This is a genomic window from Bacteroides coprosuis (assembly GCF_020741705.1).
Lineage (GTDB): Bacteria > Bacteroidota > Bacteroidia > Bacteroidales > Bacteroidaceae > Bacteroides_E > Bacteroides_E coprosuis.
The window spans coordinates 1-21249 of record NZ_DYYK01000132.1 but is presented as its reverse complement, the minus strand read 5'-3'; the positions used below and the strand labels follow the sequence as shown (position 1 = coordinate 21249).

Genomic DNA, 21249 nt, shown 5'->3' with positions numbered 1-21249 from the left:
TACTTTCTTTTTTATATTCGAAACAAAGGTAGATGAAGAATACAAAAAGGATCCTTAAGGATACCTTAATATTGTCTTAAGATTTGCTTAAGATTTTGATTTATGGAGAGTTAATGAGACAATCGTCCCTTTTTGCGATTCACTTTTTATAGAAACGTCAATATTTAAAAGAAGTGACAATCTTTTTACAATAGATAGACCTAACCCAAAGCCTTTATTTTCTGAAGTTATAGCTAAGTTTGCCCGATAAAAGTCATCAAAAATATGTTCTAAATCTTGAGGCGCAATCCCTTGCCCATAATCTTGAACAAGCAAAACCAGCGTATCCCCATATTCTTTCAGAGATACATCTATTTTACCTTCTTCTTTTGAGTATTTAAAGGCATTAGACAATATATTATCTAAGATGGTAGAAAAAATATATGCATCGGTATATATTGTTACAGACTCAGGAATATGATTTTGAGTATAAATCCGACTATATTGTTTTTCACTTCGGATGCGATTAATTGATATATCCACAATCTCTTTTAACTTAAAATCTTTAAAAGTCAAGGTCTTCTTCTGACTTTCGTATCTAGTTAAAAGCAATAGTTGATCAATCAGCAAATCCAACCGATCTATTTCTCGCAAGCAATAATTCACTTTATGACGGTACTCTTCATCACTTCTAGGTTTACGAATCATTACTTCTAATGTTCCTTTAAGGACAGCAAGAGGGGTTCTAAACTCATGTGATGCATAAGATGTAAAAAGTTTTTCACGCTCAATGACTTGTTCTACCCTATCAAGCAAATCATTTATAGTTTGAGAAAGAATAAATAACTCATCGTGATTTTCGGGCAACGGAATACGAGAAACTAAGTTGTCTCTAGTTATTTTATTGGACGTTTCTATGATACTATTTATAGGACGAATACTCCTACCAACGATAATACGAGCAACGAAGAATAGTGCAATTAGAACAAGAGGATAACTAATCCAGATAATTCGGCTCAAAGCATCAAGCACAACCATTCTTCCTTCCAATGATACTGCGACTAATAAATATCCCGCCAAATGATTGGCCTCATCGACTATTGGCAATTGAACTTGCCTGACTCTTTTATTCAGTAGTTTAGAATCGTAGAACTCGTAATCTTTATGCTTATCTGATAAAAGTAAGTTTTCCGTTTTCAAGTTAGGAGATTTATCGATTCCCTCACCTTGAGCATTTGTAAATTCCACAAAAACAGGATCTACGCCCAGAGTATTATGTTCTCTTTCCATCCACTCTTCATGGTTTTTGAGAGCGATTACTCCATCTTTAACAACCAAGGCTTCGGAATGTCTATTCACTTCCAACTGTAAGTCCTCATCTAAATGAGAGAATACACTTACACGCACAAAGAGATAAAGAACACCAAAGATTAAGCCTATCAATATTGCTGTTGATAAGATGTAAGCCGATGCAATTCTATTTTTAAATGAAAAGTACCTCATAATTAATTTTCTGTAGCGATATACCCTACTCCACGAATAGTCTTTATATAACCCTCATCTTTATCCATAGACAGCTTTTTACGAATAGCATTAATAAAAACATCTATCACTCCTGTATCATAATCAAAGTCTATATTCCAAATCTTTTCAATAATCAGCTGCCGAGAACAAACTTCTCCTTTATTAGCGATAAGAAACTCCAAAAGTTCAAACTCTCTTTGTGTTAAAGGTATTTCTTCTCCCGACTTTATCACTTGATAAGTGGACTTATTCAATAATATATTACCTAATTTTAATTGATTTTTAAGAACCTCTTTTTCACGAAAATGCACTTCTATTCTAGCTAATAGTTCAGCAAAACTAAAGGGTTTTTTGATATAGTCATTTGCCCCAGCTTGTAGCCCTTCGATTGTTTCATTAATCGTATCTTTAGCTGTTAAAAAGAGTATGGGAGTACTTTGATCTGCTTGACGAATTAAGCGACAAACATCTATGCCTTGTATCTGAGGTAACATCCAATCAAGCAAAACTAAATCGGGACATTTTTCTAAGACCATAGATAAGCCATCTTCCCCATTATGGGCAATGGTAACATTGTAGCCTTCTTCTTCAAGTCCTTGCTTTAGGAAATTGGTTATACCTATTTCATCTTCTATAATAGCTATATGCATAGTATCTGTATTTATTGTGAGGTAAGAGTACAGACAAAACTAGAAATTTTAAATGAGGATAGGAATATAAAAGAGGAAAAGTATCTTAATGACCAACTTTACGAATCATCTTTTGATCCACACCAAACTCTTCAATATGATGGTCTTTACCATTGGGTTCTACATGCACTACAATATCATAAACATTATTGATAGAGTGTCGGATACTATCTTCAACATCATTAGCTATCTGATGAGCTTGATATAAACTAATATCTCCATCTACCTCAATATCTAGTGCAATCATATACATATTCCCTATCTGACGAGAACGAACTCGGTGAGGATTACTAGCTCCCTTAACACATTCTACCGCTTTGAATATCTCATCATATACTGCCTCATTTTGTACCCCATCCATCAACTCTACATTGGAATCTTTAAAGATATCGATAGCCGATTTTATAATAAAGAAACTAATGATAAGACCCGTGATAACGTCTAGAATAGGTAAATTAAACACATGGGTAAATATCAATCCCAAAAGTACACTTAAAGAGATTAATACGTCATTACGCATATTAACAGCATTTGCTATAAGCAATTGACTATCCACCTTCTTCCCTGCTTTATACTGATACCATGCCAAAAGTAGTTTACCAAAAATAGAAAACACAGTCACATATATCGCTATCAATTGTGGTAGCTCTCTTACTTCATCAGAGAACAAAGCTTTTCCTGAGGAGAATAACATCTGAAGCCCTGCATAAAGAATAATTAAAGATAGTATTTTAGTAGCAATCCCTTCAGCCTTCTTATATCCATAAACATATTTTGCTGTAGGAGGTTTATTTACTATTCCTGCAGTAAATATCATTACGATAGAAATGACTACATCGGTGGCAGAATCAATACCATCACCCAGAACAGCTAAACTACCAGCAAAAACACCTATTGATATTTTTAAAACGGATAAAATAAAATTACCTATTGCACTAATCCAAGAAGTACGAATAAGTGTTTTTTCTTTTAAGCAATTTTGGCTCATCTTATTATAAGGTATATAGTTTAATTTAGGATGACAATTTATTAGTTATTAGACAGCTACAAAGTCGTTCTAATTATGTGAGCGACAAAGATAAGTATCTTTCTCGACAACCTAAAACAACTTGAATAGTTTAATATTTGATAAACAATCTGACTAATATTTGATAATATATTAACTTATCTACCCACACTAGTATTCATCTTTTGTCATACTAAAAAGGCTCAAACTATAAAATAGCTCAAGCCTAGTTTTCTTAATCTCCCTATAACTCAAGGGTTATGCTACCTTATGATGCTTTGAATACTTATGAGCCGACAAAGTTGAACCAATGCTAGCAGTTACAATACATAAAATAGAAATCCACTGATTTATTTCTAAAAATTCACTCAAAAACAATAATCCAAATAATGCAGCAAAAACAGGATGTAAGCTCATCAATATACTAAAGGTTTTGGCTGGCAAATATTTCAATCCTATAAAATCGAGAGTAAAAGGTATCGAACTAGAGAATATGGCAACACCCAATCTCATTATAAAGTAAACCCAAGTAACATGGGCCAATTCTCCACTAAAAATACCAAAGGGTAAAATAAACAAAGTAGCCACACACATACCTATTGATACAGCATCACCATTATTCATAATCTTCGATATTTTACCCCCCATCACAATATAGGCAGCCAAACAAGCTCCTGCAGAGAGTGTGAATAATAGGCCTATAGGGTCGATTCCGTTATTATTCCAGGGTACAATAAGCAATATACCCATACAAGCTAACAAAGCCCACAACAAGTCTTGTAGTTTTCTGGAACTTACTAAGGCGAGTGTTAATGGCCCTACAAATTCTACTGTAACACCTAAACCCAAAGGAATTCTCTCTATACCACAGTAGAATAATAAATTCATACCACCAAGAAATAAACCATAACTAATACTATACATCCACTGCTGTTTTGTCAAAGAAAAAAGTTTGGGCTTATTTACCAAAAACAACAAAATAGCAGATAACCCTATTCGTAGAGTACTCGTGCCACTAGCTCCTAAAACAGGGAATAATCGTTTTGCTATTGATGCACCACTTTGCACACTTATCATCGACAATAATACGGCAGGTATAGCCGTAGCTGGTGATGGCTTTCTCATAACTATAATTTATTAATCAAAATAAAATTGCTACCGAGAATAATATCTAGTAGTAAAAATTTAACACTTCTAGTTCTCTGTATCAGAAACTAAAGTTAAGCTTTTATAAGGTCTCTATTTAGAATAAAAAAAGCAGCCACATAAAAATGTAACTGCTCTTTTAAACGGGTGTGGGCGTTGACGGATTCGAACCGCCGACCCTCTGCTTGTAAGGCAGATGCTCTAAACCAGCTGAGCTAAACGCCCGTATTGTTTAAACCAATAGGTTATTTGTTCTTAAAATGTGGGCGTTGACGGATTCGAACCGCCGACCCTCTGCTTGTAAGGCAGATGCTCTAAACCAGCTGAGCTAAACGCCCGTATCGTTTTAAACCGATAGGTTATTTGTTATTTGAAAATGTGGGCGTTGACGGATTCGAACCGCCGACCCTCTGCTTGTAAGGCAGATGCTCTAAACCAGCTGAGCTAAACGCCCCTTTATTTTCAAAAGCGTTGCAAAGATACGTCATTTTTTATCACATACAAATTTTGAAAGATATTTTTTCAAAAAAAGATGTTTCACAGTCTCTATTTATAGATAATCTAAATAGATAGGCTAAAAAAAGAAGCTTTTATATCTAGCCTATGCTTTACTTTAACACCGACATGATGATACGATGACACCGACATGTCATCATCATGTCGGTGTTAAAGTGAGCTCACTCCTTTTTTATACTTTTAGCTGGAACTCCTGCATAGATAGAGTCATCAGGTATATCTTTGGTAACGACACTACCAGCTCCAACAATCACTCGATCTCCGATGATTACTCCAGGACAAATTACCACACCCCCTCCTATCCAACAATCATTGCCTATAGTAACAGGTAAGGCTGCTTCAATAGACTCTCTCCTAGCCTCGGCATCTTTAGGATGTATAGGGGTATAAATCTGAACATTAGGTGCGATTAAAGTATTATCACCAATACGAATATAAGCTCCATCTAAGAAAGTACAATTCATATTTATGAATACATTCTCTCCTACAATTACCCCATGACCATGATCACAATAAAAAGGAGGACAAATTGCTGACGAAGCAGGAATATTAGGAATAAGCTCTTCTAATGCCTCTCGATATAATGGCCCATTACAATAGGTTTGGTTGAACTTGTGCACAAGCCTTTTCCCTTCTGTTAAACTCTTATGAATTTCTCGATCACTCGTATTTGCGTATTCTGAATTACGCATTTTTTCAAACTCCGATTTTGTCCTCATGTTTATATTCTCTTTCATTTTTGATCTGAAATAAAAACCCAATGATCACCCTTTGATAAATCAGGTTCATAATGAAACCCTCCCCAAACAAAATCCTTTAAGTCTTCTATTCTAGAAATTCTATTTTTTAAAACATATCGTGTCATCTCTCCCCTACACATTTTGGTATATACCACTACAGTTTTTAATTTATCACCTTTCCATACTTTAAACTCAGGAGTAATAACTCTCACATTTCTTTCCACTTCTTTCCAATGAAATAATCGTTTCATTTCATCACTTGCCAAATTAAGTAATACACCTTGACCTTTGTTTTTTATTTCAGAAACAAAATCGGTTGTTAGAATATCTTTCCAATAATCAAACAAAGACTCACCATTTAGCTCTTCAAGCTTGATATCACCCTCTAATCGATAGTTCTTTATTAAATCAAGAGGTTTTAGCAATCCATAACCAAAAGAAGTTAATCGAAGATGCTCTTGTGCATATTCAAAATCTGCAGGAGTAAAGGTGCTTGGATCAATTCTTTTAAACACGATACCCGTATATGCTAAAATAGCAGGGAGTTCAGCCGTATCAGGAGAATGAAATATCTGATATCGTTGTTGATTTTCTAAGGCTATTTTAGGATTTACTCGCAACATTTCCTCGAGTTCATCGACACTTCGCTGTGCCATATATAAAGCGATAATAGATGCATTCTCTTTATGTAAGGGAACACTAGTCAAAGGGGATTTGACTTTAGACTTATTAGTCATTGTTTTTGCACAAGATAGTAGTATTTGCATATAATTATATTAAAAAATCTCCTTCTACAAAGATAACCTATATCTAAAAGGGACAAAAAAAGACGGATATAAAACCCGCCTTTTTAATATTGTTATGTAATCCAAGCGATTGAATTACTCATATTCTTGCCAACTCTTAATTTGAATATCATCTATACCTAATTCACAAAAGGCTTCAATGAAAGCACTTGCTAAACGAGCATTCGTAATTAATGGAATATTATGATCTATCGCTGCACGACGAATCTTATAACCATTGGTTAACTCCCGTTTAGTATGATCTTTAGGGATATTTACAATCAACTCAAATTTATGTTTTTGGATGAGTTTCATCACATTTAAATCATCATCTAGATTTTCGTCTGGCCAGTGCACTGTAGTAGCCTCAACCCCATTATCTATTAAAAACTTAGCGGTACCCGGAGTTGCAAAGATATTATAGCCCTTCGCAAACAATCTCTTACTGGCATCAAGAAGATCTACTTTTGAGCGTACAGAACCCGAAGAGAACATAATATTCTTTTTAGGGATATCAAATCCTGTTGCCAGCATAGCATTCAATAAGGCTTCAGAAGCATCATCCCCAATACAACCTACTTCTCCTGTAGAAGCCATATCTACGCCTAAGATAGGGTCTGCGTTGTGTAGTCGAGAGAAGGAGAATTGCGAAGCTTTCACTCCAACCCAGTCTATATCAAATGTTGATTTTTGAGGTTTGTTATATGGAGCATCTAGCATAATACGAGTTGCTGTATCAATAAAATTCCTCTTAAGTACCTTAGATACAAATGGGAAACTACGTGAAGCACGTAAATTACACTCAATTACTTTTACCTCATTATTTCTAGCTAAAAACTGAATATTAAAAGGTCCAGAAATATTAAGTTCTTTCGCTATTTTTCTACAGATCTTTTTAATATTACGTACAGTTCCTAAGTATATTTTTTGAGCAGGAAAAACTAAAGTAGCATCTCCAGAGTGTACCCCAGCAAACTCAACATGTTCTGAAATGGCGTACTCGATAATTTCCCCATTATCAGCAACAGCATCAAACTCTATTTCTTTGGCTCGTTGCAAGAATTGAGAAACAACAACTGGATATTCCTTAGAAACATCTTTTGCCATCTTTAAGAAGTTTTCTAGCTGTTCTTCATTGTAACATACATTCATTGCAGCTCCAGAAAGGACGTATGAAGGACGAACTAAAACAGGATAGCCTACATTTTCTACAAATCCTTTAACATCATCTAAGCTTGTTAGCTCTTGCCATGCAGGCTGATCTATACCCAAGCGATCTAGCATAGCAGAGAATTTATTTCTATTCTCAGCTTGATCAATAGACACGGGAGAAGTTCCTAATACAGGGATTGATTGACGAAATAGTTTCATCGCCATATTATTAGGAATTTGACCCCCTACAGATACAATCACACCTCGAGGATACTCTAAATCAATCACGTCTAAAACACGCTCAAAAGATAACTCATCAAAGTAGAGCCTATCGCACATATCATAATCTGTAGAAACAGTCTCTGGGTTATAATTGATCATAATCGACTTGTAGCCTAGTTTTCGAGCAGTTTGAACAGCATTTACCGAACACCAATCAAACTCCACGGAGCTACCGATGCGGTAAGCACCAGAACCTAACACTACAACCGATTTTTCATTAGGATAATAATTAACATCATATCCTGTTGTAGCATAAGTCATGTAGAGATAATTTGTTAAATCAGGATGCTCCGAAGCTACTGTATTAATTCGTTTAACAGCAGGAACAATCCCCAAACTCTTTCTATACTTACGTACATTGAGGTTTTCTTTTTCCATATTACCCTTTGGATCAAGTACAATTCGGGCAATTTGGAAGTCGGAGAATCCATATATTTTAGCTTGGCGAAGCACATCAGCTGGGATAGCTTCTATTTCCTTATATTGAGAAAGCTTCTGTTTATAATCTACTATATTTTTAAGTCTTTCTAAAAACCAAGGATCTATCTTAGTTAAATCATGCAATCTCTCGATAGTATATCCTTTTTCTAAAGCTTCTGCAATAGCAAATACACGCAAATCTGTAGGGCAAGACAATTCTTTATCCAGATCATCAAACTGCACATTATTATTGGCTACAAACCCATGCATCCCTTGACCAATCATACGCAGTCCTTTTTGAATAATCTCTTCAAAAGAACGACCGATAGACATAATTTCACCTACAGACTTCATACTAGAACCAATCTCTCTAGATACTCCTGCAAATTTAGTTAAGTCCCAACGTGGTATTTTACATATATAGTAATCAAGTTCGGGAGCTACATAAGCAGAGTTAACTGTTCCCATCTCTCCTATTTCATCTAGCGTATAGCCGAGTGCTATTTTTGCCGCTACAAGAGCCAATGGATATCCCGTTGCTTTGGATGCTAAAGCAGAAGAACGACTCAAACGAGCATTAACTTCAATTACACGATAATCTTTTGTTTCTGCATTGAAGGCATATTGAATATTACATTCACCTACAATATTTAAATGTCGAATTGTTTGTACCCCTATTTCTTTTAGTAGTTCGAGTTCATCTTCTTTCAAAGAACAAGTCGGAGCAACTACTATAGACTCACCAGTATGTATACCTAGAGGATCAAAATTCTCCATTCCTGCAACTGTAAAGCAGTGATTATTTGAATCTCGAATAACTTCGAACTCAATTTCTTTCCAACCTTTTAGAGATTCTTCTACTAAAATTTGTTTAGAGAAAGACAACGCACTTTCTGCCAATTCAATAAAATCTTTCTCATCCTTACAGATACCACTACCTAAGCCTCCTAATGAATAAGCAGAACGAACCATTACAGGATATCCTATCTTTCGTGCAGCCTCTAAAGCATCTTCCATGCTTTCTACAGCCTTACTTATAGGTGTTTTGACCTCTATCTCGTTCAATTTCTTAACAAAGAGATCTCTGTCCTCGGTATTCATTATCGCTTCTACAGATGTACCTAAAACAGTTACACCGTATTTGTCTAAAATACCAGTAGAATAAAGCTCAGCACCACAATTTAAAGCAGTCTGTCCGCCAAAAGCCAATAGAATTCCATCAGGTCGCTCTTTTTTGATAATCTCCTCAACGAAATGTGTAGTAACAGGAAGGAAGTAAACTTTATCAGCAACTCCTTCTGAGGTCTGAATCGTAGCAATATTAGGGTTAACTAATACCGAACGAATCCCTTCTTCCTTTAAGGCTTTAAGGGCTTGGGAACCCGAATAGTCGAACTCTCCTGCTTGACCAATCTTAAGTGCTCCAGAACCTAAGACAAGAACTTTTTTAATTTCTTTTACCATGACTCTCTAAATATTTATTTTAAAAATCGCTGTGGATAAATAGTCAAAAAAAATGCGTTGGTCTTTTTAAAGACAACAACGCATTATATAATTAAAAAAGGAATAGTGACGGTCTGTTTGAGGTGTTGACCACCAGAACAACCTAAATTCCATTTTATACCTATTTTCCGTACTATCATACCTGTTCAAAATTTATGTAAAGTAAATACTTATATCCCATCTGTACAAAGATAATTCAATCTTTTTCACTAAATTTGCAAGTAACTTATAAATAATGAATTTTTATGGAAACTGTTGTTAGTGGAATACGTCCAACTGGAGATCTACATCTAGGAAATTACTTTGGAGCAGTAAAAAGCTTCTTGCAAATGCAGCATGAGTATAACTGTTATTTCTTCATTGCAGATTGGCACTCTTTAACTACACATCCTAAACCAGAAGATATTGTAAAAAATGCAGAAGGTGTTTTAGCTACGTACCTAGCATGTGGTATTGACCCAGAAGTATCTACTATATACATTCAAAGCGATGTTAAAGAAGTACTCGAACTTTATTTATATCTTAACATGAACGCTTACTTAGGCGAGTTAGAACGTACAACAACGTTTAAAGATAAAGCTCGAAAACAACCCAATAACGTGAATGCAGGTTTACTAACCTATCCCACTTTAATGGCTGCTGATATACTTCAACATAGAGCAGTTAAAGTTCCTGTAGGTAAAGATCAGGAGCAAAATATGGAAATGGCTCGTAAGTTTGCTCGCCGATTCAATAATATTTATGATACTGATTTATTCCCAGAACCAGCCTCTTTCACTTATGCTAAAGAAGCGATAAAAATTCCTGGGTTAGATGGATCAGGGAAAATGGGAAAATCGGAAGGTAACTGTATTTACTTAATTGATGATGCTAAAACCATCCGCAAAAAAGTAATGAAAGCAGTAACCGATGCTGGACCTGCAACTCCTAATAGTGAAAAGCCAGAAGTTATTAAAAACTTATTTACATTTTTGGATATTGTTTCATCGAAAGATACTTACGAGTATTTTGATGAAAAATGGAACAATTGTTCAATCCGTTATGGTGATTTAAAGAAACAGCTAGCAGAGGATATCGTAGCATTTAATGCACCAATCCGAGAAAAGATTCTTGACTATAAAGCAAACACAGAATTACTTGAAAAGGTAGCAAAACTAGGTGCTGAAAAAGCTAGAGAGAGTGCAAATAAGACATTGGATGAAGTTAGAAAAATTATCGGATTCCATAAGATCTAATCTTACTGAATACCAGATAGGATATTACACAAAAAAAGGAGGCTAGCCTCCTTTTTTTATGCGTTCTATTTAACGTTCAAATCGTTTATCTATTTCCTCATCCATAATGGTAGATAAAACGGATAAGCCATCGGGAGTATAATTAGGAGATACACAAGCAAACAAAGCATCAACTAAACTACTCATCTCCTCAGAGCTCAAAACTTGCCCATAAACAATTGCAGCAGATTTAGCTAGAGTCAGAGATAAAATAGACTGTACTTCTTCTTTCACATCTCCTCCTTTTTCCATTGCCGTTTCAAGCATTTTTAAAACGAGATCAACAGGATCTAATCCTTCAATACCTTCGGGAATACCATTGATAGCATAACTTCCACCTCCTAGATTAGTTAATTCAAATCCTACCGCAGCAAAGTCTTCTTTAATGCTTTCGAGTACTGCTGCTTGTGAAGCAGGCAAATCAATAATTTCAGGGAAGAGTACTCCTTGTGCAGAACCTTTTTTTTGTTTGATCTGATCAATAAACTTATCATATAAGACACGAATATGCGCTCTATGCTGATCTATAATCATTAGCCCCGACTTTACAGAAGTTAGTATATAACGTCCCTTAAACTGAAGTAATGTTGAGCCTTTCTCGTAGTTTTTACTTTCTTGCTCCTCATATAAGCTGGGAGAAGCTTTGCTTTCTACTACACCACTTTCTACAAGATTACTCATTGTAAAATCGGCAGGGGGAGGTGTATTTACTTTACTACCCCTTTCCAATCCCGCATACAAAGGTTCCCAATCAATCTCTTTTCGTTGATAAGAGCTCGGTGCACTAGAACCCCCTCCTCCATTTGCTTGAAAGGGATTAAAGTCTGTATTTACATGTACTTGAGGTATTGCTACAGGCTCAGTATCATCAAATGCTGGAATATCAGGCATACCTTCTGTATCAAAATCAATAGAAGGAACCTCATTAAACTTACCAAGAGTTTCTTTTACTCCTGCTGCAATGATTTGCCAAATAGCTTGTTCATTTTCAAATTTAATCTCTGTCTTAGTTGGATGTATATTTACATCTATTGTTGCAGGATCGACATCAAAGTATAGGAAGTAAGAGATCTGATCTCCAACAGGGATTAACTCTTCATAAGCTTCCATTACAGCCTTATAAAAATAAGGATGACGCATATATCTACCATTCACAAAGAAAAACTGATGAGCACCCCGTTTACGAGAAGCTTCGGGCTTTGCTACATAACCAGATATCTTTATTAAGGTAGTATCAACATCTACAGATAGTAATTCTTGATTTAGTTTTTTTCCAAATAAATGAATTATTCTTTGGCGAATTTGAGTTTCAGGAAGATTGAACAACTCTGTTTCATTACTAAATAGAGAGAAACTTACTTCAGGATTAACCAAAGCTATCCTCTCAAATTCATTTAAAATCTTACTTAGTTCTGTAGCATCTGTTTTAAGGAATCTTCTTCGAGCAGGAATATTGTAAAATAAGTTTTTAATAATAAAGTGAGATCCAGTATTAGTAGCTACAGCTTCTTGACCTTCATATTTTGATCCCGAAATAAAGACACGAGTACCTAATTCTTCATTATCTGTCTTGGTTAGGAGCTCCACTTGGGCAACAGCCGCTATCGAAGCCAAAGCTTCACCTCTGAACCCCATTGTTCGTAGAGCAAAAAGATCTGTTGCTTTATTAATTTTGGATGTTGCATGTCTTTCAAAAGCCAAACGAGCATCTATTTCAGACATCCCTTTACCATCATCAATTACTTGCATACAGGTTTTTCCTGCATCATTAATTATAATCTGAATATTCTTAGCACCAGCATCAATAGCATTCTCAACTAATTCTTTAATTACAGATGCAGGACGTTGAATCACTTCTCCTGCAGCAATTTGATTTGCTACTGAGTCTGGTAATAAATGAATTATATCACTCATGTTACTTAATTCTGCTTTATATTATTCTTAGAATAGTGCAAATGACCATTCTCCAGTTAATATATAATTCCAGAGAAATATTAAAAGAACTATTATTACTAATATGACACCCATAGAGAAAGGCTTTCTTCCTCTTGCTTTTCTTTTCTTAAGGTGCGTAGTGCCTTCTATAAATTTACCACGTATATCCTCTGGGTTAAATCCTTTTTTTTCTTCAGGAAGCATTCCAAGCTCTCTTTTGGCTTGTTCTTCCATCTTTTCTAGCTTTTCTTTTCTCTCATCAACATAGATATATTGATGATTGAATTTTCGTGGTCCGCCTAATCTATTTCCTAAAAAACCCATTACTTCTATTTTTAACGATTAATACTTCGAGGATCTATCTTAGGAGCAGTAGGTCGTGATGTACTCTTTTTAAGTTTATGTTCGGGTTTCTTATCTATCCAATTAAACAAATCTAATTTTGATTTTGGTCTCAGATAATCTAGCCACACAAAGTTCTCTAGATAAAGTTTATCCTCGGGTATCTGTGACATTGGATACATTACGCCATTAGAGTTTGGACTCATTACAATCTTCTGCATTTGCATCTTTTCAATATACAAGTTCATTAGACTGGTTTCTGCCTCAATCATACCTAAGATAGACTTGTCTTTTTCTTCTGGATAAAAACTGATTAAAACATTTCCAATAACATCTACTTTATATATTTGTCCCTTATCAAAATAAGATTTAATTTCTTTTCCTGCAATCTGGTTATAATGGATTGAATCTTTTCGTTCTACAGCCAATGCCTGATTCTCAATATGAGCCCAATCAATGGTACTATCATTCATAAATATTTTGATTTGCTCACCTAAAAGCTGCTGACTCTCATTCCATATTACAGGCTCATTATACATAGTAATACACGAATCTTTTGAGTTATAAATTAAGGTATCACATACTCCTTGCAAATCGGAACGATAAATTCGTACTTTATCATAGACCATTACTTCTCTAAATACGGAGTCGGTATTCAAGTATAAAGTATTCAATTTCAAAGTATCTCCATGAATAAACAAGCTATCCCCTTGAGAATAATCTATAGCAATAGCCCGATCAGTAGCAAAAGCATTTTGTGATCGCTCATCGTAATAACAGTAATCACCTTGAAGCCTATTTTTATTTATAGTATCATGCATATCTACATTCCAAAAAGCTTCACCATACCCACTGATTTTATCATAAAACAGACTATCTCCTGTAAGAATCTTTCCTTCTGTATAAATTTTAGAGCGCTCCATTAATTCTGCTTGCTCCTTTGCAGTATTATAATAACCTTTAGTAGAGTATATTTTATTAGCTGCACTAATAATTTCTGAAGGTCCTAAGATGGTTGCAATATTAGATCCCGTACTATAGATCAAGGTATCGGAGTATAGTTGCATTTGATTATTAGTAAGCTCAACCTCTTTCTTAAACTTTGCAATCTTTGTTGAAGGACTATATTCGCCCCAATCTGATTGTAATACATTGATTGTATCAACAAGCGTACCACCATTGAAATAGTAACCTAAATCTATCTTCCGATCAAAGTTTAAGCTATCAGTCGTCAAAGTAGTAGTTAGATTCTCCATTCGAATATTATTTCGAAGTCTAGCTAACTCCTTCTCTCCATCATAGTAGAGATAATCCCCATAAATAAAAAGGGTATCACCCTGTTCCATCCTAACATTATCAAAAGCTCTTACAGAATTCGAAGCTCTATAAAATAAGATGCTATCACAATAGAGATGCATACCTTTATGCAAGAAATGAACATTTCCTACAAATATATTTACATCAGGTAACTCATTCTGATTCCCTAAACCTGTGTCTGCATAAATTAATTCAATTTTAGCACGTTTTACAGCTAAAGAATCGGAAGAGTTTATAGTTGAACTATCCTGTTGAGCCATTAGTGAGAAGTTAAACCCGCAAATAAAACTCAATAGGATAGTCAATCTTAAAGTAGTATTTTTTAAATATAATTGATTCATAAATAAAAAGAGAATTGTCTATTTAGTCTTTAATCCATCCTGGATATTCAAACTCACATTCTCTCCAACCATCGTTGATTCTAACATAAGTTTCTTTTTGCTTTTTTACTATCCAATTATGAAGAATAGCTTCTCTCTTTTCTGCTATAACTAAATCTCTCAGATTTTGATAATCTTCAGTAATTGTTGCTTTATGACCTTGGATACGATCTTTCAGGCGTACAATAGCACAAACCTCCCTACCCTTATCATCAATCATTGTAAATGCATTGGAGACATCTCCCACATTTAATTTTTCTATGACTTTGGCTATTTCAGGTGGTAAAGCTTGCATTTCAAAGCGAGATGTTCCATCATATGGATTTGGCATTAATCCGCTATTATTTCTTGTTTCTTTATTATCTGATAAATAGAGTGCTGCTTCTCCGAAAGAGAATTTTTCATCACGTATATCATTTGCCAAACTATCTAATTTATTAGTAGACTTCGTTAAATCTTCATCAGACACTTTTGGTTTTAAAAGGATATGGCGAGTATTTACACGGTCACCTCTTTTCTCCACTAATTGAATGATATGATAGCCAAATTCAGTTTCTACAATTTTTGATACTTTTCCTGGTTCCTGCATATTAAACGCTACATTGGCATATTCTGGAGCTAGCATACCTCTTCCCATAAAGCCTATTTCACCTCCCTTCATAGCACTACCTAAATCCTCAGAATATAGACGAGCCAATGTACTAAATGGCATTTCTCCTGAGTTTACCTGATCGGTGTATTCACGAAGTCTTTTTTTTACATCATCCACTTCAGCCAATGAAACCCGTGGAAGCTGAGTTATAATTTGGACCTCTACTTTTGTAGGAATATAAGGAATACTATCTTGTGGCAAATCTTGGAAGAATCGTCTTACTTCTGCTGGTGTAACAGCAATGTCTCCTACCAATTTATCTTGCACCATCTTGACTGTTTCACCCTCACGAAGGCTATTTCTAAGGTCTCTACGTATCTGAGAGGTTGTTTTATTCATAACCTCTTCCATCTTTTCCTTAGAATTAAACATTTTCAGATATTCCGCCATATACATATCAACCTGACGAATAATAGCAGATTCAGATACTTCAATACTATCTAGTTTCGCCTGATTTAGAAAAAGCTTTTGAATTGCTATTTGCTCTGGAATAACGCAATAGGGGTTCCCGTCAATTTTCTTACCATCAATTAGATACTGTAAACGAAGAGATTCAACATCAGATTTTAAAATAATTTCATCCCCAACTACCCATATAACTTCATCAATAACATTATTTTGAGCAAAAACACTTTTAGGAAGAGCCATTAAGCAACATAATAGGACAGCACTTCGCAAGTAAATAGCTAGCTTATTTCTCATTTTATTTTTGTTTTTCATATCGTTATCATGTGTTTTATTCTACGAAGATAGTGTAATAATTAATTGCTTGCTTGATTATTAACGGATTTTAAAAAGTTTAGAGATAAATTCCCCGATTTATAAGAAGAGTATAGTTCCTTTTCCCATTCACGATTCAGGTACTCATAATAATCTAGTGTCACTTTATCTCTAATGTCATCTAATGTTTTTGGGCCCTTAACAACCTCACCATATATTCTAGTTTTCGTATATCCTTTGATTCTAGCCTCTTTTTTCTTCCCCTGACCAAATATATAATAATCAATTGCGGCATTTTTCCCCAACTCAAACTCACCCAATTCATAATGAACTAGAATTTCATTTGCGTTGAATGACTTTATCTTTTCTTCCCACTGATTTAGGGGAATATTGCTTAATTCAGTATGCAATTGCTTACGTACCTTTTTATTTTTACAGAATAATAAGACTCCTTGGAACTTAGGGAAATCCCAATAATAATCAGACTGATGTGCTAAATAATACTCATCTACACCTTTGGGGTTTGATAAAGCTTTATTTACAACCTTTTTCTGATAAATAGCATCTATCATCTCTTTCTCGTATAAGGCATTAAGTTTCATTTTATAATCTGGATTATCTACAAATTGAAGTTTGAGATCTTTTATCAACATATATTTAAGAAAGTCGTCCCACAAGCTTTTATCCCCTTTTGTAGAATTACCTAAGGAAAATCGTTTAAAGTCCTCATATTTGACCGTTTGATAATCGGTAGTAATTAGAGTTTTCTTTGTAAATCCATCAAACAACAATTCTCTTTTTGCATCTTCATGAACAATCATATTAAAATCTTGTAACACAGACTGCACACTCTTACCTGTTGGCTTTATATAAGAATTTCGCACTGTCTTTTCATCCAATTTTTGGACAATATGAATACCTCTTGGAGTGATAAAAGGACGTGATATTTCACCTTTCGACAAGAGCTCAACTATAGTTTGGAATTCTGAAGTTTCTTCCTCTTGAGATACCCACTTTGTGTTTTTATCAAAAGAATATTGTTTTATAAGCTCACCAAACAAGGAATTCGATGGTTTTGCTAAATATTGCTCAAAAACAGCATTGGCTTCTTCTTTTATTTTATTTTCTTCTTGATAGGAAACTCTTTGTCCTATAGGCATAAATATCTGTCGTAACAGAAACATTTTTTCAGGAGCAGTTTCTTCTGTAGCATTAAAGTATGAATCTAACTTTAATCTTTTTAGAATTGTATTTATAAATAAATCCTCCTTGTGCTCACCCCATTTCATTTTAAAGGATAAGGATTCATCTACTTGAGACTGATAAGCATCAGCTAATTTAAGACTATATAACAGAGAATTATCCTGCTCATTAGATTGAGAAAATGTGACTGAGGCAGATAAAATTAAGCTGCAAAGGACTATAAATCTTGACTTCATAAAAGTTTTTGTAATAATACCAAAGATACTTCTTTTACTGCTATAAAATAAAACAAGGATGGAGAATTCTCCATCCTTGTTCATAAATACATCAAATTTAATTGATCTAATATCTTATGGTCTGCTGTAATTAGGAGCTTCACTAGTTATCGCAACATCATGAGGGTGACTTTCCATCACACCTGCATTGGTAATACGAGTAAATTTAGCATCATGAAGAGCAACTATATCTTTAGAACCGCAATACCCCATACCTGCACGAAGACCTCCAACCAATTGATAGATTACTTCATACAATAATCCTTTATAAGGGACACGAGCAGCAATACCTTCGGGTACTAATTTTTTAACATCAGTTTCATTGGCTTGGAAATAACGATCTTTTGAACCTCTTTCCATCGCTTCAAGAGACCCCATTCCACGGTATGCTTTAAACTTACGTCCACTAAATAAGATAGTTTCACCTGGGCTTTCTTCTGTTCCTGCAACTAGAGAACCTATCATAACAGAATATCCTCCTGCAGCCAAAGCCTTAACAACATCTCCAGAATAACGTAAACCACCATCTGCAATTAAAGGTACACCTGTTCCTTTTAATGCTTTGGCAACATCATAAATAGCAGATAACTGAGGAACACCTACACCAGCAACAACACGAGTAGTACAAATAGAACCTGGTCCGATACCTACTTTTACAGCATCTGCACCAGCCTCAACTAATGCTTTTGCAGCCTCACCGGTAGCAATATTACCTACAACAATATCAACATGAGGAAATTTTTGCTTTGCTTCCTTCAATACTTCAATAACACCTTTAGAGTGTCCATGTGCTGTATCAATAACAAGAGCATCTACTTCTGCATCGACTAAGGCTTGCATACGAACAAAAGTATCCGATGTAACACCAACACCTGCAGCTACGCGTAAACGACCTTTAGCATCTTTACAAGCCATAGGTTTGTCTTTTGCTTTGGTAATATCTTTGTAGGTTAATAGACCAATAATTTTATTGTTTTTATCTACTACTGGTAATTTTTCAATTTTATGTTCTTGAAGAATTTTCGCAGCAGCCTCTAAATCTGTAGATTGATCAGTAGTTACTAAACCTTCTTTTGTCATAACTACATCAACCAACTTGTCCATGTCCTGTTCAAAGCGCAAGTCACGATTAGTAACGATGCCAACCAAATTTCTTTCCTCATCTACCACAGGAATACCTCCAATGTGATATTCTCTCATTAAATCAAGAGCATCTTGCACTGTTGATCCTTGTAAAATAGTAATGGGATCATAAATCATACCATTTTCTGCTCTTTTTACGATAGCGACTTGTTTCGCCTGAGCTTCAATAGACATGTTTTTATGAATAACACCAATACCTCCTTCACGTGCAATGGCTATAGCCATTTGTGATTCAGTAACAGTATCCATAGCGGCTGTTATGAAAGGAATGTTTAACTTAATGTTTTTGGAGAACTTTGTTGATAGATCAACAGATTTGGGAAGAACTTCAGAATAGGCTGGAATTAACAAGACGTCGTCAAAAGTTAATCCATCCATGACTATTTTATCCGCAATAAATGACATATGGCTATGCTTTTTATAAAATTATTGCGTGCAAATATACATATTTTTAGCGAGATTCAAACTACTCTATTGATTAAATTTGAAATCAAAAAAGAGAGTATGTTCAAAGACACACTCTCTTTTCTATTTATAATCAGTTGATTAATTTGCTAATTCAGATATAAATTTAATACGAACCAATCGTATTTCCTCTTCGGTAAAGTCGTCACCCAACTCTTCCATAGCCTCTTCAACATTATCTGTTGTTGAGTCTTCTTTAAAGTAATCATAAATGTCCCACATATGGTCTTCATCCATAATCTCTTCTAAAAAATAATCAATATTCAATTTCGTACCAGAGTACACAATTGCTTCAATTTCCTCTAAAAGATCATCAAAATCGATACCTTTTGACACTGCAATATCATCAAGTGCTACTTTACGATCGATAGACTGAATAATTCCCACTTTTAATTTGGACTTATTGGCTACAGTACGAACCCTTAAGTCTTCGGGGCGTTCTATTTCATTCTCTATACAGTGAGTTTTAATTAATTCACAAAACTCTTTACCATATCTTTTAGCCTTACCTGCTCCTACACCAGGAATATTTTGCAACTCATCAAGTGTTACAGGATAGATAGTAGCCATAGCTTCTAATGAAGCCTCTTGAAAGATTACGTATGGAGGAACTTCTAGCTTTTTAGCCATCTTCTTACGTAAAGACTTAAGCATAGAATAAAGGGCTGGGTCAACAGCAAATGATGCACCACCAGATGATTCTATTTCCTCTTCAACTTCCTCGAAGTCTACATCTTCAACAATTTTAAAAGACACTGGAGTATTCAAGAACTTTCGACCTTTAGGATTAACCTTAAGGGTTCCATACTCTTCGACATCTTTATCCAGGTATCCAGAAATCAGCGCTTGACGAATTACTGAGTTCCACATCTTTTCGCTTTCTCCTTTACCTGTACCAAAAACTTCTAAGTCATCATGTCTATGAGCAAGAACTTCCGAAGTTTCATTACCTAGTAATACATCTATTACGTAGTCTGTTTTAAAATTTTCTTTAACCGCAATAATTGTTTCAATTGCGGAGCATAATAAATCTTGAGCCTCCACTTGTTTCTTTGGATTTAAACAGTTGTCACAATGTTCGCAATTTTCTACTTCATAATCTTCTCCGAAATAATGAAGTAAAGATTTACGACGGCATAACGAAGATTCTGCATAAGCCGCTGTATCTAATAAAAGCTGCTTACCTATTTCTTGCTCTGCCACAGGTTTTCCTTGCATAAACTTCTCTAGCTTCTGCAGGTCCTTATTTGAATAAAAAGTTACACATTTTCCTTCTCCACCATCACGACCTGCTCTCCCTGTCTCTTGGTAATACCCCTCAAGACTCTTCGGCATATCATAGTGAAGTACAAAACGAACATCAGGTTTATCAATTCCCATACCAAAAGCAATCGTTGCTACAATTACATCTACTCTCTCCATCAAGAAGTCATCTTGATTTTGATTACGGGTAGCTGCGTCCATTCCTGCATGATACGAGCGTGCATTTATGCCATTAGCCTGAAGAATTTTTGTTAACTCTTCTACTTTTTTACGACTTAGACAGTATATGATACCTGATTTATTCGGATTGTTTTTAATAAACAGTATTACGTCCTTATCAACATCTTTAGTTTTGGCTTTTACCTCATAGTAAAGATTGGGACGATTAAATGATGATTTAAAAACTTTTGCATCAACAATACCCAAGTTCTTTTGGATATCATGTTGCACCTTAGGAGTAGCTGTAGCTGTCAATGCGATAAGTGGAGCTTTCCCAATCTCATCTATTATAGGCCGTATTCTTCTGTACTCTGGACGA

The 21249-nt window shown here is 34.9% G+C and carries 15 protein-coding genes and 3 tRNA genes; 1 reads left to right on the top strand and 17 read right to left on the bottom strand.

The features are described 5' to 3' along the window. Positions 1–87: 87 nt before the first annotated feature. The 10 genes from K8V80_RS07540 to carB all read right to left on the bottom strand — a co-directional run bounded on the left by K8V80_RS07540 (position 88) and on the right by carB (position 9703). A complete protein-coding gene (locus K8V80_RS07540; RefSeq protein WP_276776655.1) occupies positions 88–1482 on the bottom strand; it encodes a sensor histidine kinase in 1395 nt (464 codons plus the stop codon). Between the two features lie 2 nt (positions 1483–1484). Beyond that, a complete protein-coding gene (locus K8V80_RS07535; RefSeq protein ID WP_276776652.1) occupies positions 1485–2153 on the bottom strand; it encodes a response regulator transcription factor in 669 nt (222 codons plus the stop codon). Between the two features lie 85 nt (positions 2154–2238). Further along, entirely contained in the window at positions 2239–3180 is a 942-nt protein-coding gene (locus K8V80_RS07530) for a cation diffusion facilitator family transporter (protein WP_276776649.1), read from the bottom strand. Between the two features lie 276 nt (positions 3181–3456). Then, a complete protein-coding gene (locus tag K8V80_RS07525) occupies positions 3457–4323 on the bottom strand; it encodes an EamA family transporter (RefSeq protein ID WP_276776647.1) in 867 nt (288 codons plus the stop codon). A gap of 171 nt (positions 4324–4494) precedes the next feature. Further along, positions 4495–4569 (bottom strand) — tRNA-Val (locus K8V80_RS07520). Positions 4570–4607: 38 nt separating this feature from the next. After that, a tRNA-Val gene (locus K8V80_RS07515) sits at positions 4608–4682 on the bottom strand. A 41-nt stretch (positions 4683–4723) separates the two neighbouring features. Continuing rightward, positions 4724–4798: transfer RNA gene (locus K8V80_RS07510), tRNA-Val, on the bottom strand. Positions 4799–5021: 223 nt separating this feature from the next. Beyond that, positions 5022–5579, bottom strand: a complete 558-nt coding sequence (locus K8V80_RS07505) for a sugar O-acetyltransferase (protein WP_276776644.1) — start codon at positions 5577–5579, stop codon at positions 5022–5024. A gap of 14 nt (positions 5580–5593) precedes the next feature. Beyond that, entirely contained in the window at positions 5594–6367 is a 774-nt protein-coding gene (yaaA, locus tag K8V80_RS07500; protein ID WP_006743565.1) for a peroxide stress protein YaaA, read from the bottom strand. A gap of 114 nt (positions 6368–6481) precedes the next feature. Next, complete coding sequence (gene carB / locus K8V80_RS07495; protein WP_276776640.1) at positions 6482–9703, bottom strand: carbamoyl-phosphate synthase (glutamine-hydrolyzing) large subunit; 3222 nt, start codon at positions 9701–9703, stop codon at positions 6482–6484. A 284-nt stretch (positions 9704–9987) separates the two neighbouring features. On the opposite strand from carB, the gene trpS reads away from it, so the two are divergent. Next, positions 9988–10977, top strand: coding sequence for a tryptophan--tRNA ligase (trpS, locus tag K8V80_RS07490; protein WP_276776638.1), 990 nt, complete (start codon positions 9988–9990; stop codon positions 10975–10977). 69 nt (positions 10978–11046) lie between these two features. Here the strand turns inward: trpS and mutL are convergent, their stop codons facing one another. The 7 genes from mutL to K8V80_RS07455 all read right to left on the bottom strand — a co-directional run. Beyond that, positions 11047–12930: a DNA mismatch repair endonuclease MutL gene (mutL, locus tag K8V80_RS07485; RefSeq protein WP_276776635.1), complete on the bottom strand. Its 1884-nt coding sequence runs from the start codon at positions 12928–12930 to the stop codon at positions 11047–11049. A 27-nt stretch (positions 12931–12957) separates the two neighbouring features. After that, positions 12958–13275 (bottom strand): hypothetical protein, encoded by a 318-nt coding sequence (locus tag K8V80_RS07480; RefSeq protein ID WP_006743570.1) that lies wholly within the window; start codon positions 13273–13275, stop codon positions 12958–12960. 11 nt (positions 13276–13286) lie between these two features. Beyond that, the gene (locus tag K8V80_RS07475) at positions 13287–14870 is read right to left on the bottom strand and encodes an OstA-like protein (protein WP_276776632.1); all 1584 of its coding nucleotides are present in this window, start codon (positions 14868–14870) and stop codon (positions 13287–13289) included. Between the two features lie 103 nt (positions 14871–14973). Further along, positions 14974–16344, bottom strand: a complete 1371-nt coding sequence (locus K8V80_RS07470) for a peptidylprolyl isomerase (protein WP_423773070.1) — start codon at positions 16342–16344, stop codon at positions 14974–14976. A 59-nt stretch (positions 16345–16403) separates the two neighbouring features. Then, positions 16404–17801 carry a peptidylprolyl isomerase gene (locus K8V80_RS07465; RefSeq protein WP_276776629.1) on the bottom strand — a complete coding sequence of 466 codons (1398 nt, stop codon included), beginning with the start codon at positions 17799–17801 and terminating at the stop codon, positions 16404–16406. Positions 17802–17915: 114 nt separating this feature from the next. Then, positions 17916–19388, bottom strand: coding sequence for an IMP dehydrogenase (guaB, locus tag K8V80_RS07460; RefSeq protein ID WP_006743574.1), 1473 nt, complete (start codon positions 19386–19388; stop codon positions 17916–17918). A 141-nt stretch (positions 19389–19529) separates the two neighbouring features. Beyond that, the coding region (locus K8V80_RS07455) for a RecQ family ATP-dependent DNA helicase (RefSeq protein WP_276776624.1) at positions 19530–21249 on the bottom strand (1720 nt) is incomplete at its 5' end.